At 67.2% G+C, this 24,279-nt stretch carries 24 protein-coding genes, 6 tRNA genes and 1 pseudogene; 21 read left to right on the top strand and 10 right to left on the bottom strand.

Annotation, left to right across the window (positions count from 1 at the left end):
- The first annotated feature begins 2 nt into the window (after positions 1–2).
- From QTI17_RS13600 to QTI17_RS13630, 7 genes are all read left to right on the top strand, one after another.
- Entirely contained in the window at positions 3–602 is a 600-nt protein-coding gene (locus QTI17_RS13600) for a DUF4390 domain-containing protein (RefSeq protein WP_286533740.1), read from the top strand.
- Entirely contained in the window at positions 599–2,926 is a 2,328-nt protein-coding gene (locus QTI17_RS13605) for a sensor histidine kinase (protein ID WP_286533742.1), read from the top strand. Before QTI17_RS13600 ends, QTI17_RS13605 begins: the two co-directional genes overlap by 4 nt.
- Before the next feature lie 78 nt (positions 2,927–3,004).
- Positions 3,005–3,700 carry a response regulator gene (locus tag QTI17_RS13610; protein ID WP_286520082.1) on the top strand — a complete coding sequence of 232 codons (696 nt, stop codon included), beginning with the start codon at positions 3,005–3,007 and terminating at the stop codon, positions 3,698–3,700.
- Between the two features lie 18 nt (positions 3,701–3,718).
- A tRNA-Phe gene (locus QTI17_RS13615) sits at positions 3,719–3,794 on the top strand.
- A gap of 127 nt (positions 3,795–3,921) precedes the next feature.
- The gene (locus QTI17_RS13620) at positions 3,922–4,785 is read left to right on the top strand and encodes a TIGR04255 family protein (RefSeq protein WP_286533743.1); all 864 of its coding nucleotides are present in this window, start codon (positions 3,922–3,924) and stop codon (positions 4,783–4,785) included.
- Positions 4,775–5,362: a hypothetical protein gene (locus QTI17_RS13625; RefSeq protein WP_286533745.1), complete on the top strand. Its 588-nt coding sequence runs from the start codon at positions 4,775–4,777 to the stop codon at positions 5,360–5,362. Before QTI17_RS13620 ends, QTI17_RS13625 begins: the two co-directional genes overlap by 11 nt.
- The gene (locus QTI17_RS13630; RefSeq protein ID WP_286533749.1) at positions 5,359–5,988 is read left to right on the top strand and encodes a hypothetical protein; all 630 of its coding nucleotides are present in this window, start codon (positions 5,359–5,361) and stop codon (positions 5,986–5,988) included. Before QTI17_RS13625 ends, QTI17_RS13630 begins: the two co-directional genes overlap by 4 nt.
- Positions 5,989–6,034: 46 nt before the next feature.
- Here the strand turns inward: QTI17_RS13630 and QTI17_RS13635 are convergent, their stop codons facing one another.
- The 4 genes and pseudogenes from QTI17_RS13635 to QTI17_RS13650 form a co-directional block, all read right to left on the bottom strand.
- Positions 6,035–6,307 (bottom strand): site-specific integrase, encoded by a 273-nt coding sequence (locus QTI17_RS13635; RefSeq protein ID WP_286533751.1) that lies wholly within the window; start codon positions 6,305–6,307, stop codon positions 6,035–6,037.
- A gap of 273 nt (positions 6,308–6,580) precedes the next feature.
- Positions 6,581–6,919 (bottom strand): annotated as a pseudogene (locus tag QTI17_RS13640) (nucleotidyl transferase AbiEii/AbiGii toxin family protein); the annotation flags it as partial.
- Positions 6,916–7,533: a type IV toxin-antitoxin system AbiEi family antitoxin domain-containing protein gene (locus QTI17_RS13645; RefSeq protein WP_286533753.1), complete on the bottom strand. Its 618-nt coding sequence runs from the start codon at positions 7,531–7,533 to the stop codon at positions 6,916–6,918. The gene QTI17_RS13645 and the pseudogene QTI17_RS13640, both read right to left, overlap by 4 nt.
- Before the next feature lie 89 nt (positions 7,534–7,622).
- Complete coding sequence (locus tag QTI17_RS13650; RefSeq protein WP_286533754.1) at positions 7,623–7,976, bottom strand: hypothetical protein; 354 nt, start codon at positions 7,974–7,976, stop codon at positions 7,623–7,625.
- Between the two features lie 499 nt (positions 7,977–8,475).
- On the opposite strand from QTI17_RS13650, the gene QTI17_RS13655 reads away from it, so the two are divergent.
- The 10 genes from QTI17_RS13655 (at position 8,476) to QTI17_RS13700 (ending at position 12,958) form a co-directional block, all read left to right on the top strand.
- Positions 8,476–8,814 (top strand): hypothetical protein, encoded by a 339-nt coding sequence (locus QTI17_RS13655; protein WP_286533755.1) that lies wholly within the window; start codon positions 8,476–8,478, stop codon positions 8,812–8,814.
- A 560-nt stretch (positions 8,815–9,374) separates the two neighbouring features.
- Positions 9,375–9,451 (top strand) — tRNA-Leu (locus QTI17_RS13660).
- 13 nt (positions 9,452–9,464) lie between these two features.
- Positions 9,465–9,541, top strand: a tRNA-Glu gene (locus QTI17_RS13665).
- Positions 9,542–9,553: 12 nt separating this feature from the next.
- Positions 9,554–9,629: transfer RNA gene (locus QTI17_RS13670), tRNA-Pro, on the top strand.
- A 6-nt stretch (positions 9,630–9,635) separates the two neighbouring features.
- Positions 9,636–9,711: transfer RNA gene (locus tag QTI17_RS13675), tRNA-Asp, on the top strand.
- A gap of 25 nt (positions 9,712–9,736) precedes the next feature.
- Entirely contained in the window at positions 9,737–9,913 is a 177-nt protein-coding gene (locus QTI17_RS13680; protein ID WP_286533756.1) for a short-chain dehydrogenase, read from the top strand.
- 5 nt (positions 9,914–9,918) lie between these two features.
- Positions 9,919–9,992 (top strand) — tRNA-His (locus QTI17_RS13685).
- 46 nt (positions 9,993–10,038) lie between these two features.
- Positions 10,039–10,611, top strand: a complete 573-nt coding sequence (locus QTI17_RS13690) for an HNH endonuclease (RefSeq protein ID WP_286533757.1) — start codon at positions 10,039–10,041, stop codon at positions 10,609–10,611.
- A 71-nt stretch (positions 10,612–10,682) separates the two neighbouring features.
- Positions 10,683–11,708: an SDH family Clp fold serine proteinase gene (locus tag QTI17_RS13695; RefSeq protein ID WP_286533758.1), complete on the top strand. Its 1,026-nt coding sequence runs from the start codon at positions 10,683–10,685 to the stop codon at positions 11,706–11,708.
- Between the two features lie 29 nt (positions 11,709–11,737).
- Entirely contained in the window at positions 11,738–12,958 is a 1,221-nt protein-coding gene (locus tag QTI17_RS13700) for an RtcB family protein (protein WP_286533759.1), read from the top strand.
- A gap of 24 nt (positions 12,959–12,982) precedes the next feature.
- On the opposite strand, the gene QTI17_RS13705 is transcribed toward QTI17_RS13700, so the two are convergent.
- The gene (locus QTI17_RS13705; RefSeq protein WP_286533760.1) at positions 12,983–13,651 is read right to left on the bottom strand and encodes a YceH family protein; all 669 of its coding nucleotides are present in this window, start codon (positions 13,649–13,651) and stop codon (positions 12,983–12,985) included.
- A 63-nt stretch (positions 13,652–13,714) separates the two neighbouring features.
- On the opposite strand from QTI17_RS13705, the gene QTI17_RS13710 reads away from it, so the two are divergent.
- Positions 13,715–14,176, top strand: coding sequence for a MarR family winged helix-turn-helix transcriptional regulator (locus tag QTI17_RS13710; RefSeq protein WP_286533762.1), 462 nt, complete (start codon positions 13,715–13,717; stop codon positions 14,174–14,176).
- Complete coding sequence (locus QTI17_RS13715) at positions 14,173–15,696, top strand: DHA2 family efflux MFS transporter permease subunit (RefSeq protein WP_286533764.1); 1,524 nt, start codon at positions 14,173–14,175, stop codon at positions 15,694–15,696. Before QTI17_RS13710 ends, QTI17_RS13715 begins: the two co-directional genes overlap by 4 nt.
- A 100-nt stretch (positions 15,697–15,796) precedes the next feature.
- On the opposite strand, the gene QTI17_RS13720 is transcribed toward QTI17_RS13715, so the two are convergent.
- From QTI17_RS13720 to QTI17_RS13730, 3 genes are read right to left on the bottom strand one after another with little or no spacing between them, the layout of a single operon-like run.
- On the bottom strand, positions 15,797–16,939 hold the full coding sequence (locus QTI17_RS13720) for a phospholipase A (RefSeq protein WP_286533765.1): 1,143 nt from the start codon (positions 16,937–16,939) through the stop codon (positions 15,797–15,799).
- Positions 16,936–17,403, bottom strand: coding sequence for a hypothetical protein (locus QTI17_RS13725; protein WP_286533767.1), 468 nt, complete (start codon positions 17,401–17,403; stop codon positions 16,936–16,938). The genes QTI17_RS13720 and QTI17_RS13725 overlap by 4 nt, the downstream gene beginning before the upstream one ends.
- Entirely contained in the window at positions 17,400–19,502 is a 2,103-nt protein-coding gene (locus QTI17_RS13730; RefSeq protein ID WP_286533769.1) for an ATP-dependent helicase, read from the bottom strand. The genes QTI17_RS13725 and QTI17_RS13730 overlap by 4 nt, the downstream gene beginning before the upstream one ends.
- 83 nt (positions 19,503–19,585) lie before the next feature.
- Between QTI17_RS13730 and QTI17_RS13735 the strand changes: the two genes are divergently transcribed.
- Complete coding sequence (locus QTI17_RS13735; protein ID WP_478141857.1) at positions 19,586–20,644, top strand: AEC family transporter; 1,059 nt, start codon at positions 19,586–19,588, stop codon at positions 20,642–20,644.
- Here the strand turns inward: QTI17_RS13735 and QTI17_RS13740 are convergent.
- Positions 20,617–21,300 (bottom strand): hypothetical protein, encoded by a 684-nt coding sequence (locus QTI17_RS13740; RefSeq protein WP_286533771.1) that lies wholly within the window; start codon positions 21,298–21,300, stop codon positions 20,617–20,619. The two genes, QTI17_RS13735 and QTI17_RS13740, sit on opposite strands and share 28 nt — an antisense overlap.
- 203 nt (positions 21,301–21,503) lie before the next feature.
- On the opposite strand from QTI17_RS13740, the gene QTI17_RS13745 reads away from it, so the two are divergent.
- Positions 21,504–21,710 carry a hypothetical protein gene (locus QTI17_RS13745; RefSeq protein WP_286533772.1) on the top strand — a complete coding sequence of 69 codons (207 nt, stop codon included), beginning with the start codon at positions 21,504–21,506 and terminating at the stop codon, positions 21,708–21,710.
- A 144-nt stretch (positions 21,711–21,854) separates the two neighbouring features.
- Here QTI17_RS13745 and priA read toward each other — a convergent pair whose 3' ends face one another.
- Positions 21,855–23,957, bottom strand: coding sequence for a replication restart helicase PriA (gene priA, locus QTI17_RS13750; RefSeq protein WP_286533774.1), 2,103 nt, complete (start codon positions 23,955–23,957; stop codon positions 21,855–21,857).
- Between the last annotated feature and the right edge of the window lie 322 nt (positions 23,958–24,279).

The following is a 24,279-nucleotide window of genomic DNA, read 5'->3' on the forward strand; positions in this document are numbered from 1 at the left end:
CGGTGCGGCTGGCTGCGCTCCTGATCCTCGTCGTTGCCTTGTCGGCCTGGCTGACCGGCACCGCACGGGCCGACTCGCGCAACGCGGCGATCACGCAGCTGCGGCTGGAGCAGGCCGACGACGGCGTCTACCTCACGGCCCAGGTCCAGTTCGACCTGGCGCCGGTGGTCGAGGAGGTGCTCGAGAAGGGCATCGCGATCTATTTCGTGGCCGAAGCCGAGCTGTACCGGGAACGTTGGTACTGGACCGATCTCAAAGTGGCTCAGGCGGCGCGCTACATGCGGCTGGCCTACCAGCCCCTGACCCGCCGATGGCGCCTCAACGTGTCCCCTGTTCCCATCACCAATTCCGGCTTCGGCGTCTCGCTGAACCAGAACTTCGACACCCTGGCCGATGCGCTCGAGGTCATCAGCCGGGTCGGCCGGCTGCGGCTCGGCGACCTGGCCGAGATCGGCGACGACCCCTCGCATGCCGTGAGCTTCCGCTTCCGGCTCGACACCTCCCAGCTGCCGCGGCCGTTCCAGATCGGCGCGGTCGGCCAGAGCGACTGGAACATCTCGGTCGAGAAGAACGCCCGGCTGCCGCTGGAGAAGTCGAAGTGAGCACCGACCCGCGGGTCGCGCCGCGGGCGTCGCCGGCGGCGCGGCGATCGCGTGCCATCCGCTGGGCCATCGGGGTGGTGGCCGCGCTGGTCACGGCGATCGGCCTGGTGCTGATGTTCCTGCTGGCGCAGGCCACCAACAACCGGGCCCTCTACGAGCGCAACTACACCCGCCTGTTCGGCATCAACGTGGTGGTGGCGGCGGTGCTGGTCATCGTCATCGGCTGGGTCGCGTTCCGGCTGCTGCGCCGGCTTCGGCAGGGCAAGTTCGGCAGCCGGCTGCTGATCAACCTGGCCATGATCTTCGCGCTGGTCGGCGTGGTGCCGGGCCTGCTGGTGTACGTCGTCTCCTACCAGTTCGTCGCCCGCTCGATCGAGAGCTGGTTCGACGTCAAGGTCGAAGGGGCGCTCGACGCCGGCCTGAACCTGGGGCGCGCCACGCTCGACTCGCTGGCCGACGACCTCGCGAACAAGACACGCACCGCCAGCGCGCAGCTGGCCAACGTGCCGGACGCCCGCGCCGGGCTGGTGCTCGAGCGCATCCGCGACCAATTGGGCGCCACCGACGTCATCCTCTGGACCGGCAGCGGCCAGCTGGTGGCCAGCGCGGGCGCCTCGCGCTTCCAGCTGAGCCCCGAGCGGCCGAACCAGCAGCAGCTGCGGCAGGTCCGCGGCGATCGCGCCGTCGCCCACATCGAGGGACTCGACGAGACGCCGATGCCGGGTGCGCCGGCACCGGTCGCCAGCGTCAGGGCGCTGGCGCTGGTGCAGAGCCAGGGCTTCGAGTTCAACACCGAGCCGCGCTTTTTGCAGGTCACCCAGCCGCTGCCGCCGGCGGTCGTGAGCAATGCCCTGGCGGTGCAGGAGGCCAACCGCGAGTACCAGGAGCGGGCGCTGGCGCGCGAGGGCCTGCGCCGGATGTACATCGGCACGCTGACCCTGACGTTGTTCCTGGCGGTCTTCGGTGCCGTGCTGCTGGCCGTGCTGTTCGGCACCCAGCTGGCCCGGCCGCTGCTGGTGCTGGCCGATGGCGTGCGCCAGGTGGCCGCCGGCGACCTGCGGCCCACCGCGGTGCTCCAGGGCCGCGACGAGCTCGGCGGGCTCACGCGTTCCTTCGCGGTCATGACGCAGCAGCTGGCCGATGCGCGCAGCGTGGTCGAGAAGACCATGGGCGAGCTCGATGCCGCCCGCTCGAACCTGCAGACCATCCTGGACAACCTGACCTCGGGCGTGATCGTGCTCGACGCCCGCGGCTTCATCCGCTCGACCAACCCGGGCGCGACCCGCGTCCTGCGGGCGCCGCTGGCGGCCTTCGAAGGCCAGCAGCTGGCCGAGGTCCCGGGCCTGGCGGAATTCGCGCAGAACGTGCAGCAGCAGTTCGACGATTTCGAGGTCGAGCGGCTGCAGCATGGCCTCGACCACTGGCAGCACGCCTTCGAACTGCATGCCGGCGGCGACGCCATGGGGCAGGACACGATCAACATCGTGGCCCGCGGCGCCGAGCTGCCGGGCGCCGAGCGGCTGCTGGTGTTCGACGACATCTCCGAAATCGTCTCGGCCCAGCGCGCGCAGGCCTGGGGCGAAGTGGCGCGGCGGCTGGCGCACGAGATCAAGAACCCGCTGACGCCGATCCAGCTCTCGGCCGAACGGCTCGAGATGAAGCTCTCGGGCAAGGTCGCCCAGCCCGAGCAGGCGATCCTCACCAAGTCGGTCAAGACCATCGTCGACCAGGTCGATGCCATGAAGAGGCTGGTCAACGAGTTTCGCGACTATGCGCGGTTGCCTGCCGCCGACCTCCGGCCGGTCGACCTGAACGCGCTGGTTCTGGACGTGCTGCATCTCTATCCGCACGAGAACGCGACGGTGGCGCTGCGCCCCGAGCTCGACGAGCGCTGCCCGCCGATCCGTGCCGACGAGCAGCAGATCCGGCAGGTGATTCACAACCTGTTGCAAAACGCCCAGGACGCGGCCGAGGCGAATGCCGGGCGGACCGGGCAGGCCGCCGAGGTCGTGATCCGCACCCGGCTTGGTGAATCCGGCCAGCGGGTGCGCCTCACGGTGCAGGACAGCGGTGCCGGTTTCGCCGAGCACATCCTCAAGCGGGCCTTCGAGCCCTACGTCACGACCAAGGCCAAGGGCACCGGGCTGGGCCTGGCGGTGGTCAAGAAGATCGCGGACGAGCACGGCGCCCGGATCGAACTTTCGAACCGCATGGTCGAGGGGGCTGTGGCGGGTGCGCAAGTCTCGTTATCATTCGCGCTTGCAGCACAGCCGCAGGGAGCGGTCGCTCACACCGAAGATTCGAAGTCATCCACCCTTCTCTGAGCGCGGGCGGCGCCGGGCGGGCATGGATCCGCAAACGAACTGATTACTCTAACTACAACGCGCACAACTCAAGCACACATGGCAAACATCCTCGTGGTCGACGACGAGCTGGGCATCCGGGACCTGCTCTTCGAAATTCTCAATGACGAAGGCCATAACGTGGAGCTCGCCGAGAACGCGGCCGAAGCGCGCGCCGCGCGACAGCGGGCCCGTCCCGACCTGGTCCTGCTCGACATCTGGATGCCGGACACCGATGGCGTGACCTTGCTCAAGGAGTGGTCGGCGGCCGGGTTGCTGAGCATGCCGGTGGTCATGATGAGCGGCCATGCGACGATCGACACCGCGGTCGATGCCACGCGCATCGGCGCCTTTGCCTTCCTCGAGAAACCGATCACCCTGCAGAAGCTGCTGAAGGCGGTCGAGCAGGGCCTGGCGCGCGAAAGCGCCCGCCGCGCCGCGGCCAGCGTGGTGCCGCCCGCGAGCAGCTTCGCCGCCGTCGTCACGACGGTGGGCGACAGCGCGCTGGTGCCGGCCGCACCCATGCAGCCGGCTGCCGACCTGGGTCCGCAGTCGACCCAGAGCTTCGACCTCGACCGCCCGCTGCGCGATGCGCGCGACGGCTTCGAGAAGGCGTACTTCGAATTCCACCTCGCGATGGAGAACGGCTCGATGACCCGCGTGGCCGAGAAGACCGGGCTCGAGCGCACCCATCTGTACAGAAAACTCAAGCAACTTGGCGTCGATCTTTCGCGAGGGCGCAGAAGCGCTGTATAATCGCGGGCTGCACACCAAGGCCCGGTAGCTCAGTTGGTAGAGCAGCGGATTGAAAATCCGCGTGTCGGTGGTTCGATTCCGCCCCAGGCCACCAAATTCCACAAGGCGCTACAACTTTCAAAGTTGTAGCGCCTTTGTCGTTTTATTCCCGTGGTGGGAATTCATGGCGAATGTTGCGGTGGTAACCTCGTTGGCACACGAGGAAGTTCCGAGGAGTAACGATGGCAACTGAGGGAGCTCAGGACCGTTTTGAGCCACTGCACGACGCGCATGCGATCGAGCAGTTGGTGGCCACTATCCAGTTTGAACAGCCGCTGTCTGACGAGGCGATTCGCGCAGGCATCGGTGCTATGGCGAGCTTTCAGTCGAAGCTGAAGGGGTTTCACGATATCCGAGGCGTCGGGTTTCAGTTTGGGCCCGGGGGTGTCATTCCCATGGCCCAAACGCAGAACGCTCCGGCCGACGGACATGTGCGTTTTGCCACCGATGAAGCTGGGGTTGTGCTGCGCGAGTTGAGACTAGACAGGCAGTCTTTGGTGTTTCGCACTCAGGCCTACACGCGGTGGGACGCCATCTGGACAGAGGCTCAAACCTACATATCTGAGATCCTTCCCGTCTTGGGCGAAGCGTCTGTATCCGCGTTCGCGCTGCACTATATCGACAAATTTCTTTGGACTGGTCGCCCCGACAAGTGTCGCCCCGGCCCGCTTTTCAGACCAGGTTCACCGTACCTAGCTCCTCGCAGTTTGGAATCAGATGATCTTTGGCACTGTCATTCGGGCCAGTTCCGCACAGCCTCTCCGGAGGCGAAGCGGTTGGAGGTTGTCGACATCGATTGCATCGACGAGGCAATGCATCGGCCGCCGAGCACCCTTGATACTCATCGTGTTGTGCGGATAAGCACCGTCATCACAGATCGCTTCAACCAGCCAGGCTACAAGCCGCGAAAAGTTGACTGCAAGAGTGCGATGGGTGTCGCGAGTGAATCATTTCCGGCGTTGCACACTGAGCTAAAACGTGTATTCTCTGAAATACTTAGTGACGAATACGCTGTTCGCGTAGGCATGAACGCAAATGCAGGCTAGCACCACCTCCGACTACAGGACGAAAGCACTCGCGGCGATCGCAGCGAGTTGCTTCGTCACGGCTGTGCCATCGCATGCAGAAGCGACCGCCAACATGCGCACTGGGACTGACCAATTTCGCTCCCAGTTTGGAAGTTCCTCGTACTGGCAGGACGCCACGACCGACGGACACCTGTTCCTCTATGTCGAGGATGTCTTGCCCGAAGAGAAGCAGGCGTATTCGCGAGCGACGACCGAACAGGAGCATCTGATTGCTTCTATTCGCGGCTTGGAGCAGTACAAGGCGAATTGGGATGGTGAAGGAGCAGCAGCGCCTGTCATCAGTTCATTGCGTGCTGCGGGCAACTTCGTCTGCCTCTTGCCCGAAAATGTTGAGATGCCTGAGCCGCTTCTTCACGCCAGTGGCCGTGCAGGACTTGCCTGGTCCGGCGAGGGGTCCTATGGCGAGTTGGAGTTTCTTGCCAACGGCGTTGTCGCCTATTACTTTGCCGTGGGCGCCAACAAACACAAGGGCGTCGTCGCTTTGGATGGAGCGTCGATCCCCGCGGCGCTCGGAGTGCTGCTGCCCTCGGCATGAGTACGCAAGCGCAGACCTGCGCTGAGCTGAACGTGGCAACTGAAAGCGATCTAGACCGCGTAGGGTTGATCGTGGACAGCAAGCCCGACTGCGCGTGCGAGTCAGAATCCTTGTCGCCGCACTCCCCCGGCATCGTGCAGTCGAGTGAAACCATCGTTCGCATGGTGTGTGTGCCAATGCACGTGCATCTCAAACGACTTGAGCTGAAGACCAGTTTCTTCTCACACATAGCCACCCGCGGCGCGTCGGTGCAGCGCCTTGAAGTCGCGTCAGACGCGGAACTGGTCAAGTGTGTCGAAGACCTGACTGGTGCCGATGACCGTGTTTGGCTAGGGGTGGTTGAAGCCGCCACAAGCGACATACGTGAACTTCTTCCGCGAGAAGGGAAGCAGAGCTACTGCGTAGCGGATGCTGCCCTTGAGGGCAATCCTGCGCATGCGGAGATTCACAGCGCTTGGCGGATCCCGGAGGCCGATCAAATCGAATATCGAGTTGCCCTGCGAGATCTGTTCGTTCGAGGCGGAGTGCAGGGTCGACGGACGCTCCGAAACGGTTCCATCTGGGAAGCTTTCGGCGGACCCAGCAAGGAGCGGCCGCTACCAGCAGCGTGGTCAGGGCTAGCCTAGCGCGGCCTGTGAGTTGAGGCCTTACCGCGACGACACGCGAGAGCGATCACAGATATTTGCGGTCGTCTTCGTGTCGGCGTGCAACTCCGGCAGGACCCCATACTGCGCCTTGTGCTGGGTCGTGTAGTAGGCCCGAAGGTCGTGGCGTGAACCTGTGAGGAATCACCTTGACTTCCAGCACTTTGGCCATCGCACGCTGCCATGTCGACGCGAAGCCGGTCGGTGTACGGGTGTACGGGTTGCCGTCGCGCGTGGTGAAGACGTGCAGGCAGCCATCCGGCTGTGCTAACGCCCGCAGCCTGCGCACCAGATCATGCATCTTTGGCGGATGCTGATGCTCTCAACGCGCGTGTTTCCGCCGTGCTGCTAACCCCACATGGTCCGGTTCTCGCCGGCGATGCTGTCGATCTGTGGCAGGGTGAGGTGCCGGAACTCGATGCGGCGCGATCCTGCCATTGCGGCGAATTCCGCCATCAGTGCGATCACCTGGCGCTTCGCCCCTTGCGCCGTCAGCCATGCGACGAAAGCCGCGAAGCTCGCAGGCTCGGTGCTTCGGTGCGTGGCCGCTCGAGGTTGCGCTTGACCTGTTTGCACGGATTTCCGCCCCTTTGATCGATCCGATGTCGAACATGATGCCGTCGTCAACTGCGATCCGGCAGATCTCGCGAAACGCTCCAACAGCGGAGTCGATGTCGGCCGGACCGAAGCCCAGAAGATCGACGTCTCGCGTCGGCCGGTGCGGATGGTCGTACCAGAGCGAGAACAGCAGCGCACCTTTGAGCAGGAAGTTCGGCGCATGGGGAGACATGGACAGCCGGTACAGCAACCGTTCCAGCCCATAGCGCGTGAGGACGAGGTTGAAATCCTGCTTCGAGAAGTCCGAGATTTGCTTGAGGCGCGCTCGAACAGACGCGGCGACATTGCGACTCATAGGGTGACGCTTTCGAGATAGGGGCGCATCACATTGGCGACCCGATCGACGCTCGCGTAGTGCCAGAGCGCGTCCATGGTCAGCTTGCGCTGCGCCCAGCCGTCATGCAGTGCCTCGAGGGCCACGTCCAAGCCGATCTTGTTGCGGTACTTGAAGCAGTCGGCAACGGTCTTCGCCGCGTTGAAGACTGGAACCTGCACGCCGTCGATCAGCAGATGCTCCATGCCTTCGGTGAGCGCCGGACCGGACATGCGGATCGCGCGCAGGGCCGGCTGGTCGATGCGTGGGGCGGGCACGTTGGATGGAAGGGCCAGCCAAACCGCGGAGGGGGCTTGCGTACCGATCCCGTGCACCCGCAGCGCCGACAGCAGGCACACCACACCGCGCGGGACGCGCAGCGCAATCTCGGCCAACGAGCGATGCTCGCTGATTGCGCGCCCCGGCCGGCTGTAGACGCCGCGAGCGACGCGTTCGAGCTTGCCGGCGCCCACCAGTCGGCTGAGTGCGATCGTCGGCAGCCCGCGCTCGCGCAGTTCGCGTGCCCGCAGCAGCGGGTGCTCAGCTGCCAGCGCGAGGATGGCGTCTTCCTGGGTGCTTTGGGAGTGGCTGGCCATGTCGCAGTATGTTGCTTTTTTTATATAAAAATCAACAACTGCATAAATAACGGAACGCCACGTCTTGGGTCAACCGGAGGAAGTGCCTGTCAGGCACCGCTCTTCAAGGCGTCGCGCACCGACTGCAGCGCGGCATCGACAGACTCGAGACGCTGCTTCAATTCCCCGTTGAGCAGCCTCAAAAGGGCGCTGAACTGACTGCGCGTGGCGTGGATCTGGATCTCCTCGTCGTCACTCGAGCGGTCCGGATCGAGCAGCTGTTCGATGCAGGCGTAGGCGAGTTGGACGTCGCACAAGTGGTCCAGTTCGGCTTGCGCCTTGAAGGCGAGCGATGCTGCGCTGTGCGGGCGCGGTGCGATTGCCTCGGTGGCGACTGGATCGCGAATGGTGCGAGCCGAGGAGCGGCTGGAGGATTGAGCGAACGCGGGGGTGGAAACAGCCATGAATGGGCCTCCAAGGGTTTCGGTCTGTCTAAAACCGACGCCCTCGAGTCCAAGCGGGGGCGGCGGCTCGACGGGTTTGGACTACCGGGAAACCACTTGCATGAAAACCGGCCAAGCTTGCGCTTGCCCATCGAGCCGCCAAAACTGGAGACACGAACGACAAAGCCGCAGACCTGCGGGGTGACTGCGGCTTTCGTCGCAGTGATTTCAAACGGGAGTCCAAGCCCGATCACGCCTTTTTTGACATGACGGGCGCAGTATAGGATGCGGCCCGAATTTGCGCGAGCGCCAAGACAGACACGCGGGGCCGTCACTCTCGTTGCGGCAAAGGCGCTTGTCCGAGCGTGATCGTTCGGAGCGACCGACTCAGCTCCCGCTTCCCCTTCGCGTTGGCCCTTCGCCAAGCCCGCCGCGCAGCGGCGATGAAGCGCTCCTCCGCGGGATCCGGCGCATCGGCGACCAGGTCCTCCTTGTCGAGCCAACCGGCATCGACATCGCAGTGCCGCTCGATCTGCCGCGCAAGGATGTCGCCGATGGGCCGCGAACTCTTGATCTGGCTCCACATGCTGGGCGAGATCTCGAGCTTCTTCGCGAAGGCCTGGTCGAGGCCCTTGGCTGGCAGGCCGGCGGCGATCGCCTGTTCGAGAAAGCGCCGATGGAGCAGCAGCGCATTGCGGCGACGGATGACGGTGAGAGGGAGCACTGTTCAAAAACAACAACAACGAGACAGGAAAAGATTGTCGAGCCTGTTGACGCCGCAGTAAAGACTATTTACAGTCCACTTCCTTCGCGGCCCAAGCCGCACGAATTTCATCAACGCAAGCAGGAACCAACGTGAACGCAGCTCTGAGCCACACCAGCATTCGACCCGCATCGGGCCGGACGTTCGTGTGCGTCTCGTCGTGCCACGACCTCGGCAACCTGCCGTCGAAATTCGATCTGCGCCTGAACCCCATGCACGCCACGCAAGCCAGCTTGTGGGCCAAGGCGTATGAGGATCAAGTGCCACCGGGTGGAGGGAGCGCGTAGGCGCGTACCTCCAAGCTCTCTATTGCAGAGGCCCGGACACCGAAAGGTTCCGGGCCTTTTTGTTTTTCTGCAGTGATCGCGCTGCACGCACCGTGGTCTGAATCCGGTGGATGCTCCTTAAGAATTTGCCGCGAGGCGCGACCGGACACTGGACCGGATCGCCGCTTCGCACGATGCGGACCCCGGGACTTGCGCCCGGTGCCCGCTCCATTTCGGGTGTGACTTCACCCCACCGCCAGGGATCAGCCGCGTGGACGGCCTGGCGGGATGTGCAGGGGCTTGATCACCCCTGTGCAGCGATGTCGACGGGGCCGCGCGCGCAACGCGTGGCTCATCGCGTGAGGCCACAACCGAAATGGATCGTTCAAGGCCCCGGTGACGGAACCGGCAGACGTGTCCGCCTCAGAAGCGGAATCCTGGGAGTTCGACTCTCCCCTGGGGCACCAACTTTCTCTTCTTGTCTCGTTCGTCTAGTGGCCAAGGACATCGGGCTTTCATCCCGAAGATCGCGGGTTCGACCCCCGCACGAGACGCCATCTTCAGTTTTGCCGTGTGTGGCGCAGCAGGCAGCGCGCGTGCTTTGGGAGCACGAGGCCGCAGGTTCGAAACCTGCCGCACGGACCAGACCTTGTTCCGCTAACTCAGTGGCCAGAGTGCCTCCCTGTCCAGGAGGAAGTCAGGGGTTCGACTCCCCTGCGGAACGCCAACTCAACTTCATCACAGGAGCCGCCATGCGCACATGCAACACCCCCATTCGCACGATCGTCGTGCGGCCAGCCAAGCCACGCGATCCGCTGGCTCTCGCCGTGGCAAGGCGTCTCGGCGCCCTGATTTTCCGCCGGCAGGCGCCGGATCGCCTCGGGCGCATGGATCTCGACCAACGCGTGAGAGAACTGGGCGAGTGGTGATCATGGTGCGCGTAGCTCAATGGCAGAGCCGCTGGTCGTGATCCCGCTGACGACGGTTCGATTCCGTTCGTGCACCCCATTCTCCCAACCATTTCCCCCGACCCGGCCATGAAAGGAGGCCACCCATGCACCCACACCACAGCCACGTGCTGCAACTCGACATCCAGGGCACGCCGCAGGCGTGGATCTCGCTCGAGCACGCGGCGCTGCATGTGGCCACGGGCTCGGTCGCATGGGTCGATGGCGATGGTCCGCTGGCCACGCTGCGCGGCGGCTTCAGTGTCGCGCGTGGCCGCCAGTCGGTCATCGACGTGCATCCCATCATCGCGTTGGCTGGCGCCTCGCGCGTCAACCTGTTCGACGTCGCACCGGCCTTCAGCAAGCGCAAGCTCTTGCGCCGCGACCGCATGACCTGCGCCTACTGCGCCCAGCGCTTCACGGAGCGCGATCTGCAGTGCGAGCACATCGTGCCCGAATCGCGCGGCGGCGGCTGGACCTGGATGAACCTCGTCGCCGCTTGCGGCGCGTGCAACGGCCGCAAGGCCGACCGCACGCCGGAAGAGGCGCGCATGCCGCTGGTCTACCTGCCCTACGTGCCGAGCCGTTTCGAGGGCTTCCTGCTCGAGGGCCGGCAGATCCGCGCCGACGTGCACGAGTGGCTGGCCGCGCGCCTGCCGAAGGGATCGCGGCTGAGCTGACGCTGGCGCGGCTCGGGCGCCACGGCGTCCGAGGCTGCGCTGAGCAGCCCCATCAACTGAAAGAGAACAACATGAAGAACGAACAACTCCCGGCCATCGAGATGCCGGTCAAGATCAAGCAGCCTCCGGTGCTGTTCGGCAAGACGCAGGCGCTGATCGCCCAGCTGGCCGAGCAGCTCGGTGCGCCGCTCATCGCCTACTGGAACGGCCCGCGCGGCTCGGTGTGCCACAGCGACGTGGTCGCGATGTACCACGTGCTGCAGCGGCTCGGAGAACACGAGGTGATCTACCTGTTCCTGAAGTCGAGCGGCGGCAGCGGCCAGGTGTCGCTGCGGCTGGTGAACCTGCTGCGGCAGCACTGCCGCCGGCTGGTCGCGCTGGTGCCGCTCGAGTGCGCGTCGGCCGCCACCATGGTGGCGCTTGGCGCGGACCAGATCCTGATGGGCCCGACAGCCTATCTCACCGCGGTCGACACCTCGCTGAACCACTCGCTGTCGCCGGTCGACCGGGACAACGACCGCGTCGGCGTCAGCCTCGACGAGCTGCAGCGCGTGATCCGCCTGTGGCGCGATCAGCAAGGCGAGGTGCCCGAGAACGCCTACAAGTCGCTGTTCCAGTACGTGCATCCGCTGGTGATCGGCGCGGTCGACCGGGCCGAGTCGCTGTCGATCATGCTGTGCCGCGAACTGCTGGCCTACCACGTCGCCGACGAGGCCAAGGCCGAGGCGATTGCGGGCGCACTCAACGGCAAGTACCCTTCGCACAACTATCCGATCCTGCTGGACGAGGCGGTGAAGATCGGCCTGGCCGCCGAGCGCATGCCGGCCGAGGTCGCCGCGCTGCTGCTGCAGCTCAACGCGCTCTACAGCGAGATGGGCCAGAAGGCCACCACCGACTTCGACGAGCAGCGCGCGCACAGCAACGAGATCGCCAACATCTGGGAAGCCAGCGGCGCACAGGTGTACTACCAGCAGGACAAGGACTGGTTCTACCGTTCCGAGGAGCGGCGCTGGATCACCCTCAACGACAACAGCGGCTGGCGCCGCATCGAGCGCATCGGCTCGCGCCTGCGGCGCGGCGAGCTGCACGTGGCGTGATGCGCGACGGCCGCACAAGGAGAAGCACCATGAACGACAAGAACTACATCGAGGAAGAAGTCGGTGGCGGCGTACCCATCAAGATGTGGACGCGCGGCGTGCCGGTCGAAGACGAGGCCCGACGCCAGCTGAGCCATGCGGCGCGCCTGCCGATCGTCTTCAGGCACATCGCGGCCATGCCCGACGTGCACGTCGGCATCGGCGCCACCGTGGGCTCGGTGATCCCGACCCTGCGCGCCATCATCCCGGCCGCGGTGGGCGTGGACATCGGCTGCGGAATGATCGCCTGCAAGACCACGCTGGTGGCCACTGACCTGCCTGACAACTTGGGCCCGCTGCGCTCGGCCATCGAGCGTGCCGTGCCGCACGGCCGCAAGCCGGGCGCGCGCGATCCCGGGGCGTGGCAGAAGACGCCGGGGTCGGTCGACACCGCATGGGCGCCGCTCGAACCCGAGTTCACGGCCCTGTGCCGCGACTACCCGAAGCTGGCCAAGACCAACCACATCCAGCACCTGGGCACGCTGGGCTCCGGCAACCACTTCATCGAGGTCTGCCTCGACCAAGCGGGCTTCGTGTGGTTCATGCTGCACTCGGGTTCGCGCGGCGTCGGCAACTTCATCGGCACGATGTTCATCGAACTGGCCAAGCAGGATGCGATGCGCCAGCAGGTGAACTTGCCCGACCGCGACCTGGCCTATTTCGAGGAAGGGAGCCGCTACTTCGGCGACTACGTGCGCGCGGTGGGCTGGGCGCAGAAGTTCGCGGCCGTCAACCGCGAAGTGATGATGCGGCGCGTGATCGAGGCCGCGAAGACGGTGATCCGCAAGAGCTTCCAGAGCCACGTCGAGGCGGTCAATTGCCATCACAACTACGTGCAGAAGGAGCACCACTTCGGCGAGGACGTCTACGTGACCCGCAAGGGCGCGGTCAGCGCGAAGGCCGGGCAGCTGGGCATCATCCCCGGCAGCATGGGCGCGCGCAGCTACATCGTGCGCGGCAAGGGCCATGCCGACAGCTTCGACAGCTGCTCGCACGGCGCCGGCCGCGTGATGAGCCGCGGCGAGGCCAAGCGCCGCTTCACGCTGGCCGACCACCGCGCCGCGACCGAAGGCGTCGAATGCCGCAAGGACCGCGACGTGATCGACGAAACGCCGGCCGCGTACAAGGACATCGATGCGGTGATGGCGGCGCAGCAGGACCTGGTCGAGGTCGTCCACACCCTGAAGCAGGTGGTGTGCGTGAAGGGCTGAGCGCCGCGCGGCGCCCCCGCCACCTCAGCCGTCGATGCCGAGCTCCGAGCAGATGCGCGCGACCAGCGCCTTCAGTCCCGCGACCTCGGCCTCGAGCCGCGCCACGTTGGCCTTCAGCGCCGCCACCTCGCCGAGCGACACATCGGTGCTGCCACCCGCGACAGCCGACGGACTCGCCGCATCTTCCGCCGGCGTCCCGCTCAGCAGGTGCGCCCAGCGGCTCTCGCGCGCCCCGGGCAGCCGCGCCAGCTTCACGACCAGCGCGCCGGCCGGGCGTTCCGCCATCTCGTCGAGGAAGCCTTCCACCGCCGAGATGTCGGCGAAGTTGTGCATCCGGTCGCAGGCGATGCGCAGTTCGCCCGCGGTCTGCGGCCCGCGCAGCATCAGCACGGTCAGCAGGATGATCGACTGCGAAGGAATCCGCAGCACGCCGTCGATGTTGTGGGCATAGCGGAAGGTCCGCCCGCCGCTGCTCTCCGACACCAGGCTGTAGCCCCGCAGGCTGTCCAGCGCCGCCGTGGCCTCGGCGTCCGTCACCTCCAGGATCGGATTGCGGCTGGTCTTCTGGTTGCAGCCCGCGACCAGCGCGTTGAGCGTCAGCGGATAGCTGTCGGGCACGGTGCGCTGCTTCTCGGCCAGCACGCCGAGGACGCGGGTTTCGAGCAGCGAGAGAGTGGGCAGGGAGGAGGTCATCGCCGGATTGTCGCGCTGGACGGGCTGCACGAACTGCTAAGCCTATTTATAATAAGTCCCCTTATGAAAAGAGACTTCAGCCAGCGCTTCGGCTTCCTCGTGAACGATGTCGCCAAGCTCTACGGCGAGCAGTTCGACCGGCTGGCGCGCGAACGCATCGGCCTGTCGCGGGCCCAGTGCCGGGTGCTCGGCGCGCTGGCGATGCATGGCGACGAGGCGCCGATGTCGCAGGTCGAGCTGGCGCAGCGGCTGGACCTGAGCGCCATGGCGGTCGGCAGCCTGTGCGACCGGCTCGAGGCGGCCGGCTGGATCCATCGCCAGGACAGCCCGAGCGACCGGCGCGTGCGCCTGGTCCGCGCGGCGGCCAGCGCTGAACAGGCGCTCGACACCGCGCTCGGCCTCAGCGACGGCCTGCAGGCGCGCGCGCTGGCGCAGTTCACGCCGGCCGAACGGGCCCAGCTGGTCGCCCTGCTCGCCAAGGCCCGCGAGGGCCTGCTGTCGCTGCAGACCGAGGAGCTGCGATGAACCCCGCTCCGGGCGTCGCCCATCGCGGGCTGATCACGGTGTCGATCATGCTCGCCACCATCATGCAGGCGCTGGACACCACCATCGCCAACGTCGCGCTGCCCCACATGCAGGGCAGCCTGCAAGCCTCGCAGGACCAGATCACCTGGGTCCTGACCTCCTACATCGTGGCCTCGGCGATCGCGCTGCCGTTGACCGGCTGGCTGTGCGGCCACTGGGGACGGCGCAAGGTCTTCATGGTCTCGGTGATCGGCTTCACGATCGCCTCGGCGCTCTGCGGGCTGGCGAACTCGCTGGTCGAGATCGTCGCCGCCCGGCTGCTGCAGGGGGTGTTCGGCGCCGCGCTGGTGCCGCTGTCGCAGGCCGTGCTGCTCGACATCAATCCGCGCGAGAAGGTCGGCCAGGCGATGGCGATCTGGGGCGCCGGGATCATGGTCGGGCCGATCCTCGGGCCGCTGCTGGGCGGCTGGCTGACCGAGAACTTCGACTGGCGCTGGGTCTTCTTCATCAACCTGCCGGTGGGCATCTTCGCGCTCTGGGGCATCATGCGCTTCCTGCCCGAGAGCCGGCCGCAGGGCGAGCGGCTCGACATCTTCGGCTTCGTCACGCTGAGCCTCGCGATCGGCATGCTGCAGCTGTTCCTCGACCGCGGCGAGCAGCTCGACTGGTTCGATTCCTGGGAGATCCGGCTGGAGGCCGCGGCGGCGCTGATCGCCTTCGCCTTCTTTGTGGTCCACACCTGGACCGTGCAGGGCGTGTCCTTCTTCAACCGCGACCTGCTCAAGGACCGCAACTTCGTCACCGGCCTGCTGTTCGCCTTCATCGTCGGCATGATCCTGTACGGCACGATGGCGCTGCTACCGAGCTTCCTGCAGGGGCTGATGGGCTACCCGGTGGTCTACACCGGGGCCGTGACCGCGCCGCGCGGCATCGGCACCATGATCGCGATGATCGTGGTCGGCCGGCTGGTGCAGCGGGTCGACGTCCGCGCCATCATGGCCGTGGGCTTCGGCCTGACCGCGTTCTCGCTCTGGCAGATGACGCGCCTGACGCTCGAGATGGACAGCTCGCTGATCATCGTCTCGGGCTTCATCCAGGGCCTGGGCATCGGCTTCACCTTCGTGCCGCTGTCGACCGCGGCCTTCGCGACCCTGGCGCCGCGGCTGCGCAACCAGGGCACGCCGGTCTTCAGCCTGTTGCGCAACATCGGCAGCAGCGTCGGGATCTCGATCGTGCAGGCCCTCTTGACCGAAAACTCGGGTCGGGCCCATGCGACGCTCGCCGCCACGGTGGGGCCGGGCAACCACGGCCTCGCCGGACTGCCCCAGCTGTTGAACCCGTCCAGCCCGGCCGGCCTCGCGATGCTGAACGGCGAGGTCACGCGCCAGGGCGTGCTGATCGGCTACCTGTCCGACTTCGGCATCATGATGGCGGTCACGCTGGCCGCGATCCCGCTGCTGCTGCTGATCCGCAGCCCGGGCCGCGCCGCCTCAAGCGCGGCGGCCGAGGTGCCGCACTGAAGAGCCCCCACGCTCCCCCACTGCGTGTGGGTCGCTGCCCCCCGAGGGGGCCGCAGGCCGCCTTGGGGCGGCCCGGCGCCGGCCTGAGCCTCGCGGGCGCTCAGAAGTCGACCAGCGCCAGCCCGATGGTGAACACCGTGCGCTTGCGGTTGTAGTCGACCAGGGTGTCGCCGTAGCCGTAGAAGAGCTGGGTCTGCAGGCGCAGGTTGCTCCTCACCGGGTCGCCGATGACCTTCAGCCATTCGAGCTTCACCGCGCCCTTGCCGCCATGCGCATAGGCCACGACCTGGTTCAAGCGGTCGATCTGCCAGGTGAGCCGGATGTCGGCGTTGCCCAGGTACTTGGTGATGTCGGGGTTGTCGTCGTTGGCGGCGTTCTCGGAGACGCGCGACCAGATCCGGCCGGTGATCGTGAACTGGTCGCCGAGCTCGGCGCCGCCCATCAGGTAGACCCGGTTCCAGCTGCGCGAATAGGGCAGGTCCTGGCCGTTCGACTGGTGCACCAGCCCCACGCCGGTGTAGCGCAGCCGCCAGCCGCCCGGCAGCTTGTAGTCGAGCGGGTAGCTGTACATCACCTCGGGCTCGTGGTCGGTGGTGCGGAACGGGCGCGACAGATCTTCGTTGAACACCTGCCAGGTCGAGAGCTGCGAGTAGGCGAACCAGAGGCCGTCCTTCTTGACCGGATCGTCGCCGGTGAGCAGCCCCTGCGCGAGCTTGGTGCGCAGCGACAGGCCGATGCGCATGTCCTGCGCCTGGTAGGGCCGGTCGACACCGGTGTGGTTGGGCGCCGGCGAGGTCGCCGTTTCGGGCTCCCGTGCGGCCACGCCGAGGCCGACGCTGAGCGGTCGGTAGCCGCGGAAGCCCAGCGTGCCGCAGCTGCTGCCGGCCTCCAGCTCCCAGAAGCGCGACAGCAGCGAGTATTGGCGGTCGCGGCAGCCGTCCTCGGTCGTGATCGTGACCACCCGCGTGGCCGGCACGGTGGCGTCCACCGGCGGCATCGTCTCGACCAGCACCGACGGCGCCGTCGGCACCGCGGCCGCGGGCAGGGTCTGCTGCTGGGCCCAGCGGTCGAAGCAGGCGAGCCGCGCCTCGTTGTTGCCGCTGCCGGCGAGGCGCTGGCACTGTTGCCAGGTCAGTTCGGATTCGGCCAGAGGACTCGGCGGCTTGTCCACCGCCTGGGCCAGGGCGCCGGTGGCGCCGAGGCCGGTGAAAAGAGCGGTGAATAGAAGGGTGCGTTGATTCATCGATCAGTTGCCGAATTGCCAATCTTGTTCAGGACGAACGGATGCGTGCTGTCGTTCGCGGCGTCGCGCCAGACGCCCTTGAACTCCCGACCGCACGACCCCGGCTGCAGCGCGCCGAGCCAGACGCCACTGATGGCGTGGCCGTCCAGCGATTCGTCGAGGCTCAGCATGCCGTCGTCGTCGATGTCGCCAGCCAGCTGCGACACCTTGGCGGGCGCACCGTCGCCGTCCCGCGTGATTGTGCCGCGCACCCCGGCGTAGTCGGGATGTTGGTTGAGCTTGACTTTTGCCACGCCCTGGGTGCCGTCGATGCGCGCTTCCCAATCGCCGAACAGCGCCTGGAGCGGCAGCTCGGAGGCGCTGGCGGGGCAGGCCGCGGGGCCGCCTTGCGCCGCGGCGCCGGCGGCGAAGGTGGCGAAGGCGATGCAGGCCGCGGCCAGCCAGGCCCTGCGCAAGCCCTTCATGGCGCCGAGGCGGCCGCCGCGGCGGCGGCGGCGGCGTTGTCCTGCACCTTGCGCGCGAATTCGGCGCGCAGCGCCTTGAGCTTCTCGCGCGGGTCTTCCTTGGCGGTCTTCTTGTCGAGCGCCATCTCGGCGATGAAGCGGCTCGGCTGGGCGGCGACCATCTCGCGGCCCTTCTTGCGTCGCTTGGTCCAGCTCACCGCGAGGCTGCGCTGGGCCCGCGTGATGCCCACGTACATCAGCCGGCGCTCTTCCTGCAGCCGCGTCAGCGTGTCGTCGCTGATCTTTTCCTGCCGGCCGCCGTCGTCGTCCAGCTTGAAGGGCAGCAGGCCCTCGGTCACGCCGACCAGCATCACGTGCGGCCATTCGAGGCCCTTGGAGGCGTGCAGCGTCGACAGCGTGACCACGTTCTGGTCCTGCTCGCGCTCGCTGATGGTCGACAGCAGCGAGATCGTCTGCGCGACTTCGAGCAGGCTCTTGCGCTCGCTCTCGACCGTGGCGCCGGAGGCGTCGTCGATGGTGCCGCCGCAGCGCTGCGACATCCAGTCGCAGAACTCCATCACGTTGGTCCATCGGCTGGCCGCGGCCTGCTCGCTGTCCTCGCCGTCGTAGAGATGCTTCTCGTAGTCGATCTCCTTGAGCCATTCGGCCAGGAAGGCGCGCGCGTCCTCGGCGCCCATGGTGCGGCGGGCCCGGTACTCGAGATCGTTGATGTAGCGGCCGAATTCATGCAGGCCCTCTTGCGCCCGCTTGGGCATCACGCTCGGCAGCGAGGGGCTGAACAGGGCCTCGAACAGGCTCAGCTTGTACTGGCTCGCGAAGGTGCCGAGCGCGGCCAGCGTGGTGTGGCCGATGCCGCGCTTGGGCGTGGTCACGGCGCGCAGGAAGGCCGGGTCGTCGTCGTTGTTGACCCACAGCCGGAACCAGCCGCACAGGTCCTTGATCTCGGCCCGGTCGAAGAAGCTCTGGCCGCCCGACACCTTGTAGGGGATCTGCGCCTTGCGCAGCGCCTGCTCGAACACCCGCGCCTGGTGGTTGGCGCGGTAGAGGATCGCGAAGTCGCGGAACTCCTTGTGCTGCGGGCCTTGCGTGGTGGCGTCGCCGGCGCGCAGGCTCTGGATCCGCGCCACGGTGCGCTCGGCCTCGTGGGCCTCGCTGTCGGCATCGACGATGCGCACCGGCTCGCCCTCGCCGAGTTCGCTGAACAGCGTCTTCGGGAACAGCTTGGGATTCGGGCCGATCACGTTGTTGGCGGCGCGCAGGATCGCGCTGGTGCTGCGGTAGTTCTGCTCCAGCTTGACGACCTTGAGGTTCGGGTAGTCGACCGGCAGCTTCTTGAGGTTGTCGAGCGTGGCGCCGCGCCAGCCGTAGATCGACTGGTCGTCGTCGCCGACCGCGGTGAAGCGTCCGCGCTCGCCGACCAGCGCCTTCAGCACCTCGTACTGGGTCGCGTTGGTGTCCTGGTATTCGTCGACCAGCACGTGGCCGAGCGCCGCCTGCCACTTGGCCCGCACTTCGTCGTGCTGCTGCAGCAGCTTCAGCGGCATGCCGATCAGGTCGTCGAAGTCGACGCTCTGGTAGGCCGCCAGCCGTTCTTCGTAGCGCGCCATGATGCGGGCCGTGATGCGCTCGTTGTCGTCGGCCGCCTGGGCCTCGGCCTGGGCCGCGTTGAGGCCCATGTTCTTCCACTTGCTGATGGTCCACTGCCAGATCCGCGCGGTGGCGGCATCGGTGGTGCCGCCGGCGTCCTTGAGGATCTTGGTGACGTCGTCGCTGTCCAGGATGCTGAAGGCCGGCTTCAGGCCCAGCACCGCGCCGTCTTCGCGCATCATGCGCACGCCTAAAGCGTGGAAGGTGCAGACCACCACCTGCTTGGCATCGCGCCCGATCAGCCCCTTGGCGCGTTCGCGCATCTCGGAGGCGGCCTTGTTGGTGAAGGTGATGGCGGCGATCCGCTTGGGTTCGAGGCCGGCCTGGATCAGGCGCGCGATCTTGTGCGTGATCACGCGGGTCTTGCCCGAGCCCGCGCCCGCAAGGACCAGGCAGGGGCCGTGCATGTAGTTGACGGCTTCTTGTTGCGCGAGATTGAGACCGGAAGACATGGGGAGTTCGGAGGCGGGAACCGGGAATGATACGGGGGCCTCTTGGCCGCCCGGGCCGCCCGACTGTGGTAGGCGCGCCGCGCATGGACAATCGCCGCGTGCTGCAGATCTTCCTCGTCACCGTTCCCTTCTTCGCCTTGATAGCCGCCGGCTATGCCGCGGCCCGCGGCGGCCTGCTGCCGCTGGCGGCGATTCCGGGGCTGAACGCCTTCGTGCTCTATTTCGCGCTGCCCTGCATGTTGTTTCGCTTCGGCGCCCGTGCACCGATCGGCCAGTTGCTGGACGGCGGCGTGGCGCTGGTCTGGTGCCTGAGCGCGCTGATCGTGGTCGGCGCCACGGTCGCGCTCAGCCGCAATGGGCGCATCGGCTGGAACGATGCGGCCTTCGGGGCCCTGGTGGCCGCTTTTCCGAACACCGGCTTCATGGGCGTGCCGCTGCTGGTGGCGATCCTCGGCGCCCAGGCGGCATCGACCACGATCATCACGATGGCCTTCGACATGGTGGTCACCTCGTCGCTGTGCATCGCGCTGTCGCGGCTCGATGGCGCCGACGGGCATGGCGCCGCCAAGGCCCTGCGGCAGGCGCTGCGCGGCATCTTCCAGAACCCGATGCCCTGGTCGATCCTGCTGGGCGTGCTGGCGTCGGCGACCCGCTTCACGTTCCCGGGCCCGATCGAGCGCACGGTCGCGATGCTGGCCGAGGCGGCCTCGCCGGTGGCCCTGTTCACGATCGGCGCGGTCCTGGCCCGGTCGGCGGTGCTGGCGCGCGAGCACCGGGCCAGCGCGGCGGTCGCGCAGGCCCTGGGCAGTGCGGCCGGCCGCTCGCAGCCGCCGGCCCAGGCGGCGCTGGCGGACGTGCTGCCCGTGGTCGCGATCAAGCTGCTGGCGCATCCGCTGCTGGTGTGGGCCCTGGCGCATGGCGTGCGGGCGCTCGGCGTGCCGCTCGGCGGGCCGGCGCTGGTCGCGATGGTGCTGGCGGCCGCACTGCCCAGCGCCAGCAATGTCTCGATGCTGGCCGAGCGCTTCGGCGCCGACGACGGGCGCATCGCCCGCATCATCCTGTGGACCACCGTGGCCGCGTTCTTCAGCTTTCCGCTGGCGGCCGGCTGGCTGGGTCAGGGCGTGAGCACGCCGAGCTTGTAGGGATCGGCGTCGGGCAGCAGCTCGCAGCGTGAGAGGTCGCGCCCCTGCGTGCCGTCGCAATAGAAGGTGTTGCGGACCCGCCCGAACAGCGTCGGCGAGGAGGTGAACAGCACGCCCTGGTTGGGCTGCCACCGGTCCTTGGCGCCGTCCTCGGGCGCGCTCGTCGGCGCGGCCGCCGGATCGGGCGCACTGTGGGCGGCGGTCCCGCCGGCCGGGGTCGTGAACTCGGCCAGCGTGTGCTGGGCCTCGTCGCCGCGCCAGCGGGTGACGAGTTCGGCGGGCTGCGGGCGTCCGACCACCGGGATCAGCAGTGCGTGGACCTGGAAGCCGTGTCCGAAGCGGTGCTCCTTGCCCGCCAGGAAGGCATAGGCGCAGGCGGCCTGGCACTGGCCCTTGACCTCGGTATTGACGCCTGCCGCCTGGATCGCGCGGGCGTAGTCGCCGGCCACCTCGGCGGAGCCGCCCAAGGCGTTCTCGAACACCACGGTGCGAACCTGGCCGCCGGCCAGTTGGGTTTCGAAATCCTTCACCGCGCTGCCGTCGAGCGTCCCGCTGACCAGCAGGCGGTTGCCCTCGAGCTCCAGATCCGCCGCTGGCGCGCCGGCGGTCAGGCCAGCCAGTACAAGGCCCCACAAAGTCCCTGATAGCGTCTTCACGAAGTGACCCTTTCGCAAGACCCCGCAGTAGGTCCCGCTGCGACCATAGCTTGGACAGCGCGTCGGCGCTTCGTCAACTGTTGTTGCAGAGTATTTCCTACAACGGGGCTTCGCAGAAGCAGATAGTGTGAAGTATTCCGTTTGACTAATGCTTAGGTATTCCTTAGCGCTGCTACAGTGGGCGCATGGATCGGGAGAGTGGCATGACGACTTGGACGCGCACGGTGCTGTGGATGGTGTGGCTGGCCGCTGTCGGCTGGCTTTGGTTCGGCGGTTCGCTCGGAACCGGTGCCGCCTTGGCGGCGGCGTTGCTGAGCCTGCTGATGTTCGCCCTGCCGGGGGCGGTCAGACGCCGCCGATCGGGTCTGCAGTATGTGGAGATGGGGAAGGAGCCGGTCGGGTTGCTCTGATTCTTCTAGTCTGGGGACAGAGACCTAGCCAGTTGGGGACAGAGCAAAAACCGCTGCGCGGTTTCTTGGTCTGTCCCGCAAAGTTCTCGGATCGAGGACAGAGCAAAAACTGCTGCGCAGTTTCTTGGTCTGTCCCGCAAGGTCTCAGATACTCTGCGGATCCACGTCCACGAGCCAGCGGATGACGCCCTTCCCCTCAGGTTGCCTGCGCAGCCCGTGCAGCAGCGGCTGCCACCCGGCCAGCAGCTTCTGCAAGGCGGCCCGTGAGCCGCTCTCGATCAGCATCTGCGCCCGCTCCACGTTCGCCACCCGCTGGATCGTCAACGGCACCGCCGGATAGCGCGTGACCCGGTCGGCGCCGGGCAGGGCCTCGGCGGCCTCACTGGCGGCGTTCAGGAAGGCCTGCGCGGCCTCCTGGCTGCGGGCGTCGGCGCGCAGCAGGGCCTGGAAGGCGAAGGGCGGCATGCCGGCGGCGGCGCGGTCCGCCAGTTCGCCTTGGGCGAAGGCCGCATAGTCATGGCGACGCAGCGCCGCGAACAGCGGATGCTGCGGATGATGGGTCTGGATCCACATCTCGGCGCTGCTTTGCTGCGCCGTCAGATAGGCGGCGTCGCGGCCGGCCCGGCCGGCCGACTGCATCAGCAGGCCGAACAGCCGCTCGGGCGCCCGAAAATCGCTGGAGAACAGCGCGCCGTCCGGGTTGATCGCCGACACCAGCGTGATGCGGCGGAAGTCGTGGCCCTTGGCGATCATCTGCGTCCCCACCAGGACGTCGACCTCACCGGCATGGACCGCCGCCAGCTGCGATTCGAGCGCCCCCTGCTTGCGCGTGCTGTCGGCATCGATGCGGGCGATGCGCACCGCGCTGCCGTCGGGGCGCCGGACCGGCGCGAACAGCTCGCCGAGATGCTCCTCGAGCCGTTCGGTGCCCCGGCCGACCGGGGCGATGTCCGGGTTGCCGCAGGCCGGGCAGGCGCGCGGCACGCGCTCGGTGAAGCCGCAGTGGTGGCAGCGCAGCGTGCGGTCGATCTTGTGGAAGACCCGGAAGGCGCTGCAGTGCGGGCATTCGCTCTTCCAGCCGCAGTCGCCGCAGGCCAGCACCGGCGCGTAGCCGCGCCGGTTCAGGAACACCATGCTCTGTTCGCCGCGCGCGATCCGCTGGCCGATGGCGTCGAGCAGCGCGCCCGACAGCACGGTTTTGGGCGGCTGCAGGTTCATGTCGACCAGCCGGACCGCGGGCAGCGCGCCGGCGCCGACCCGCGAGGGCATCGCCAGCCGCCGGTAGCTGCCGCCGGCATCCTCGCCCTCGGCCGGCCGGCTGCGGTGCCAGCTTTCGAGCGAGGGCGTGGCCGAGCCGAGGATCACCTTGGCGCCTTCGCGGCGGCCGCGCCAGACCGCCAGGTCGCGGGCCGAGTAGCGCGCCCCCTCCTGCTGCTTGTAGCTGGGGTCGTGCTCCTCGTCGACCACGATCAGGCGCAGGGCCGGCATCGAGGCGAACACCGCCATCCGGGTGCCGAGCACGATGCGCGCCGCGCCGCCGTGCGCCGCCAGCCAGCTCGCCAGCCGCTGGGGATTGGTCATGCCGCTGTGCAGGGAGACCACCGCGTCGGCGCCGAAGCGCGCCTTGAAACGCGCCTCGAGCTGCGGCGTCAGGTTGATCTCCGGCACCATCACCAGCGCCTGCGCCGCCGGCTCGCGGGCCAGCAGCGTCGCCACGCTGCGCAGGTAGACCTCGGTCTTGCCGCTGCCGGTGCTGCCGAACAGCAGGAAGGGGCCGGGCTCGGCCTCGAAGCGGGCCAGTGCCTCGGTCTGCTCGGGCGTGAGGGCCACCACGGCGGCGGCCGCTTCGCCGCCGCCGGCGGCCGCCGCCGGCGGCGCCTGGCGCTTGAGTCGCCGCTCCAGCTGGACCGCGCTCAGGTCGCGCAGCTGCGGCGGCAGGGCGGCCAGCGCGATTTCGCCGAGCGAGCGCTGGTAGTAGCGGGCGGCGAAGGCGACCAGGTCGCGCCAGCCGTCGCCGAGCGGCGGCAGCGCGTCGAGCACGCCGGTCACCGGCTTGAGTTCGATCTCCGAGCCCGGGTCCTCGTCGGCGCTGCGCACCGCCCAGGCCACGCCCAGCACCTCGCGGCGGCCCAGCGACACCCGCACCAGTGCCCCCGGCGCCACAGCCACAGGGCTTTTGTAGCTAAGTACATCCCCTAGTGCACTGTGCGCCGGAGTTTGTACGGCGACGTCGATGCACCAATTCAAGGCAGCTTCCGGCTAGGCACGTTTGTTAAAGCGAAGTTGAGCAAAACAGCATAAGTCGTTGATTTTCCAGTGCTTTGCGGGACATCCAGAGTTTCTGTGGATAACTTTGTTGATATCAGGGCTCGACACCGCGCGAACCCTTGAGAATCAAGGCTCCGGCTGGAATGCCCGGAAAAAAAGCAAAGTTCAAACCCTATATGAATCAATGACTTAGCTTCGCTATCGCTTTAGGAGCAGGCCAGATCGCGGCTCGGCGGATTTTGCGCACCGCAACAGCCGTTTTGTGCATAAGTCAGTCCCTCCTTACGCTTTTGGCGCTTGA

This window comes from Variovorax sp. J31P179 (assembly GCF_030316985.1).
Taxonomy (GTDB): Bacteria; Pseudomonadota; Gammaproteobacteria; order Burkholderiales; family Burkholderiaceae_C; genus Variovorax; species Variovorax ginsengisoli_B.

Coding starts and splice junctions, on each gene's coding strand:
- QTI17_RS13745 (WP_286533772.1), top strand. CDS start 21,504: ATGACGACTTGGACGCGCACGGTGCTGTGGATGGTGTGGCTGGCCGCT.
- QTI17_RS13635 (WP_286533751.1), bottom strand. CDS start 6,307: ATGCATGATCTGGTGCGCAGGCTGCGGGCGTTAGCACAGCCGGATGGC.
- QTI17_RS13700 (WP_286533759.1), top strand. CDS start 11,738: ATGAACGACAAGAACTACATCGAGGAAGAAGTCGGTGGCGGCGTACCC.
- QTI17_RS13715 (WP_286533764.1), top strand. CDS start 14,173: ATGAACCCCGCTCCGGGCGTCGCCCATCGCGGGCTGATCACGGTGTCG.
- QTI17_RS13680 (WP_286533756.1), top strand. CDS start 9,737: ATGCGCACATGCAACACCCCCATTCGCACGATCGTCGTGCGGCCAGCC.
- QTI17_RS13720 (WP_286533765.1), bottom strand. CDS start 16,939: ATGAATCAACGCACCCTTCTATTCACCGCTCTTTTCACCGGCCTCGGC.
- QTI17_RS13620 (WP_286533743.1), top strand. CDS start 3,922: ATGGCAACTGAGGGAGCTCAGGACCGTTTTGAGCCACTGCACGACGCG.
- QTI17_RS13650 (WP_286533754.1), bottom strand. CDS start 7,976: ATGGCTGTTTCCACCCCCGCGTTCGCTCAATCCTCCAGCCGCTCCTCG.
- QTI17_RS13735 (WP_478141857.1), top strand. CDS start 19,586: ATGGACAATCGCCGCGTGCTGCAGATCTTCCTCGTCACCGTTCCCTTC.
- QTI17_RS13705 (WP_286533760.1), bottom strand. CDS start 13,651: ATGACCTCCTCCCTGCCCACTCTCTCGCTGCTCGAAACCCGCGTCCTC.
- QTI17_RS13630 (WP_286533749.1), top strand. CDS start 5,359: ATGAGTACGCAAGCGCAGACCTGCGCTGAGCTGAACGTGGCAACTGAA.
- QTI17_RS13625 (WP_286533745.1), top strand. CDS start 4,775: ATGCAGGCTAGCACCACCTCCGACTACAGGACGAAAGCACTCGCGGCG.
- QTI17_RS13645 (WP_286533753.1), bottom strand. CDS start 7,533: ATGGCCAGCCACTCCCAAAGCACCCAGGAAGACGCCATCCTCGCGCTG.
- QTI17_RS13730 (WP_286533769.1), bottom strand. CDS start 19,502: ATGTCTTCCGGTCTCAATCTCGCGCAACAAGAAGCCGTCAACTACATG.
- QTI17_RS13695 (WP_286533758.1), top strand. CDS start 10,683: ATGAAGAACGAACAACTCCCGGCCATCGAGATGCCGGTCAAGATCAAG.
- QTI17_RS13710 (WP_286533762.1), top strand. CDS start 13,715: ATGAAAAGAGACTTCAGCCAGCGCTTCGGCTTCCTCGTGAACGATGTC.
- QTI17_RS13690 (WP_286533757.1), top strand. CDS start 10,039: ATGCACCCACACCACAGCCACGTGCTGCAACTCGACATCCAGGGCACG.
- QTI17_RS13725 (WP_286533767.1), bottom strand. CDS start 17,403: ATGAAGGGCTTGCGCAGGGCCTGGCTGGCCGCGGCCTGCATCGCCTTC.
- QTI17_RS13610 (WP_286520082.1), top strand. CDS start 3,005: ATGGCAAACATCCTCGTGGTCGACGACGAGCTGGGCATCCGGGACCTG.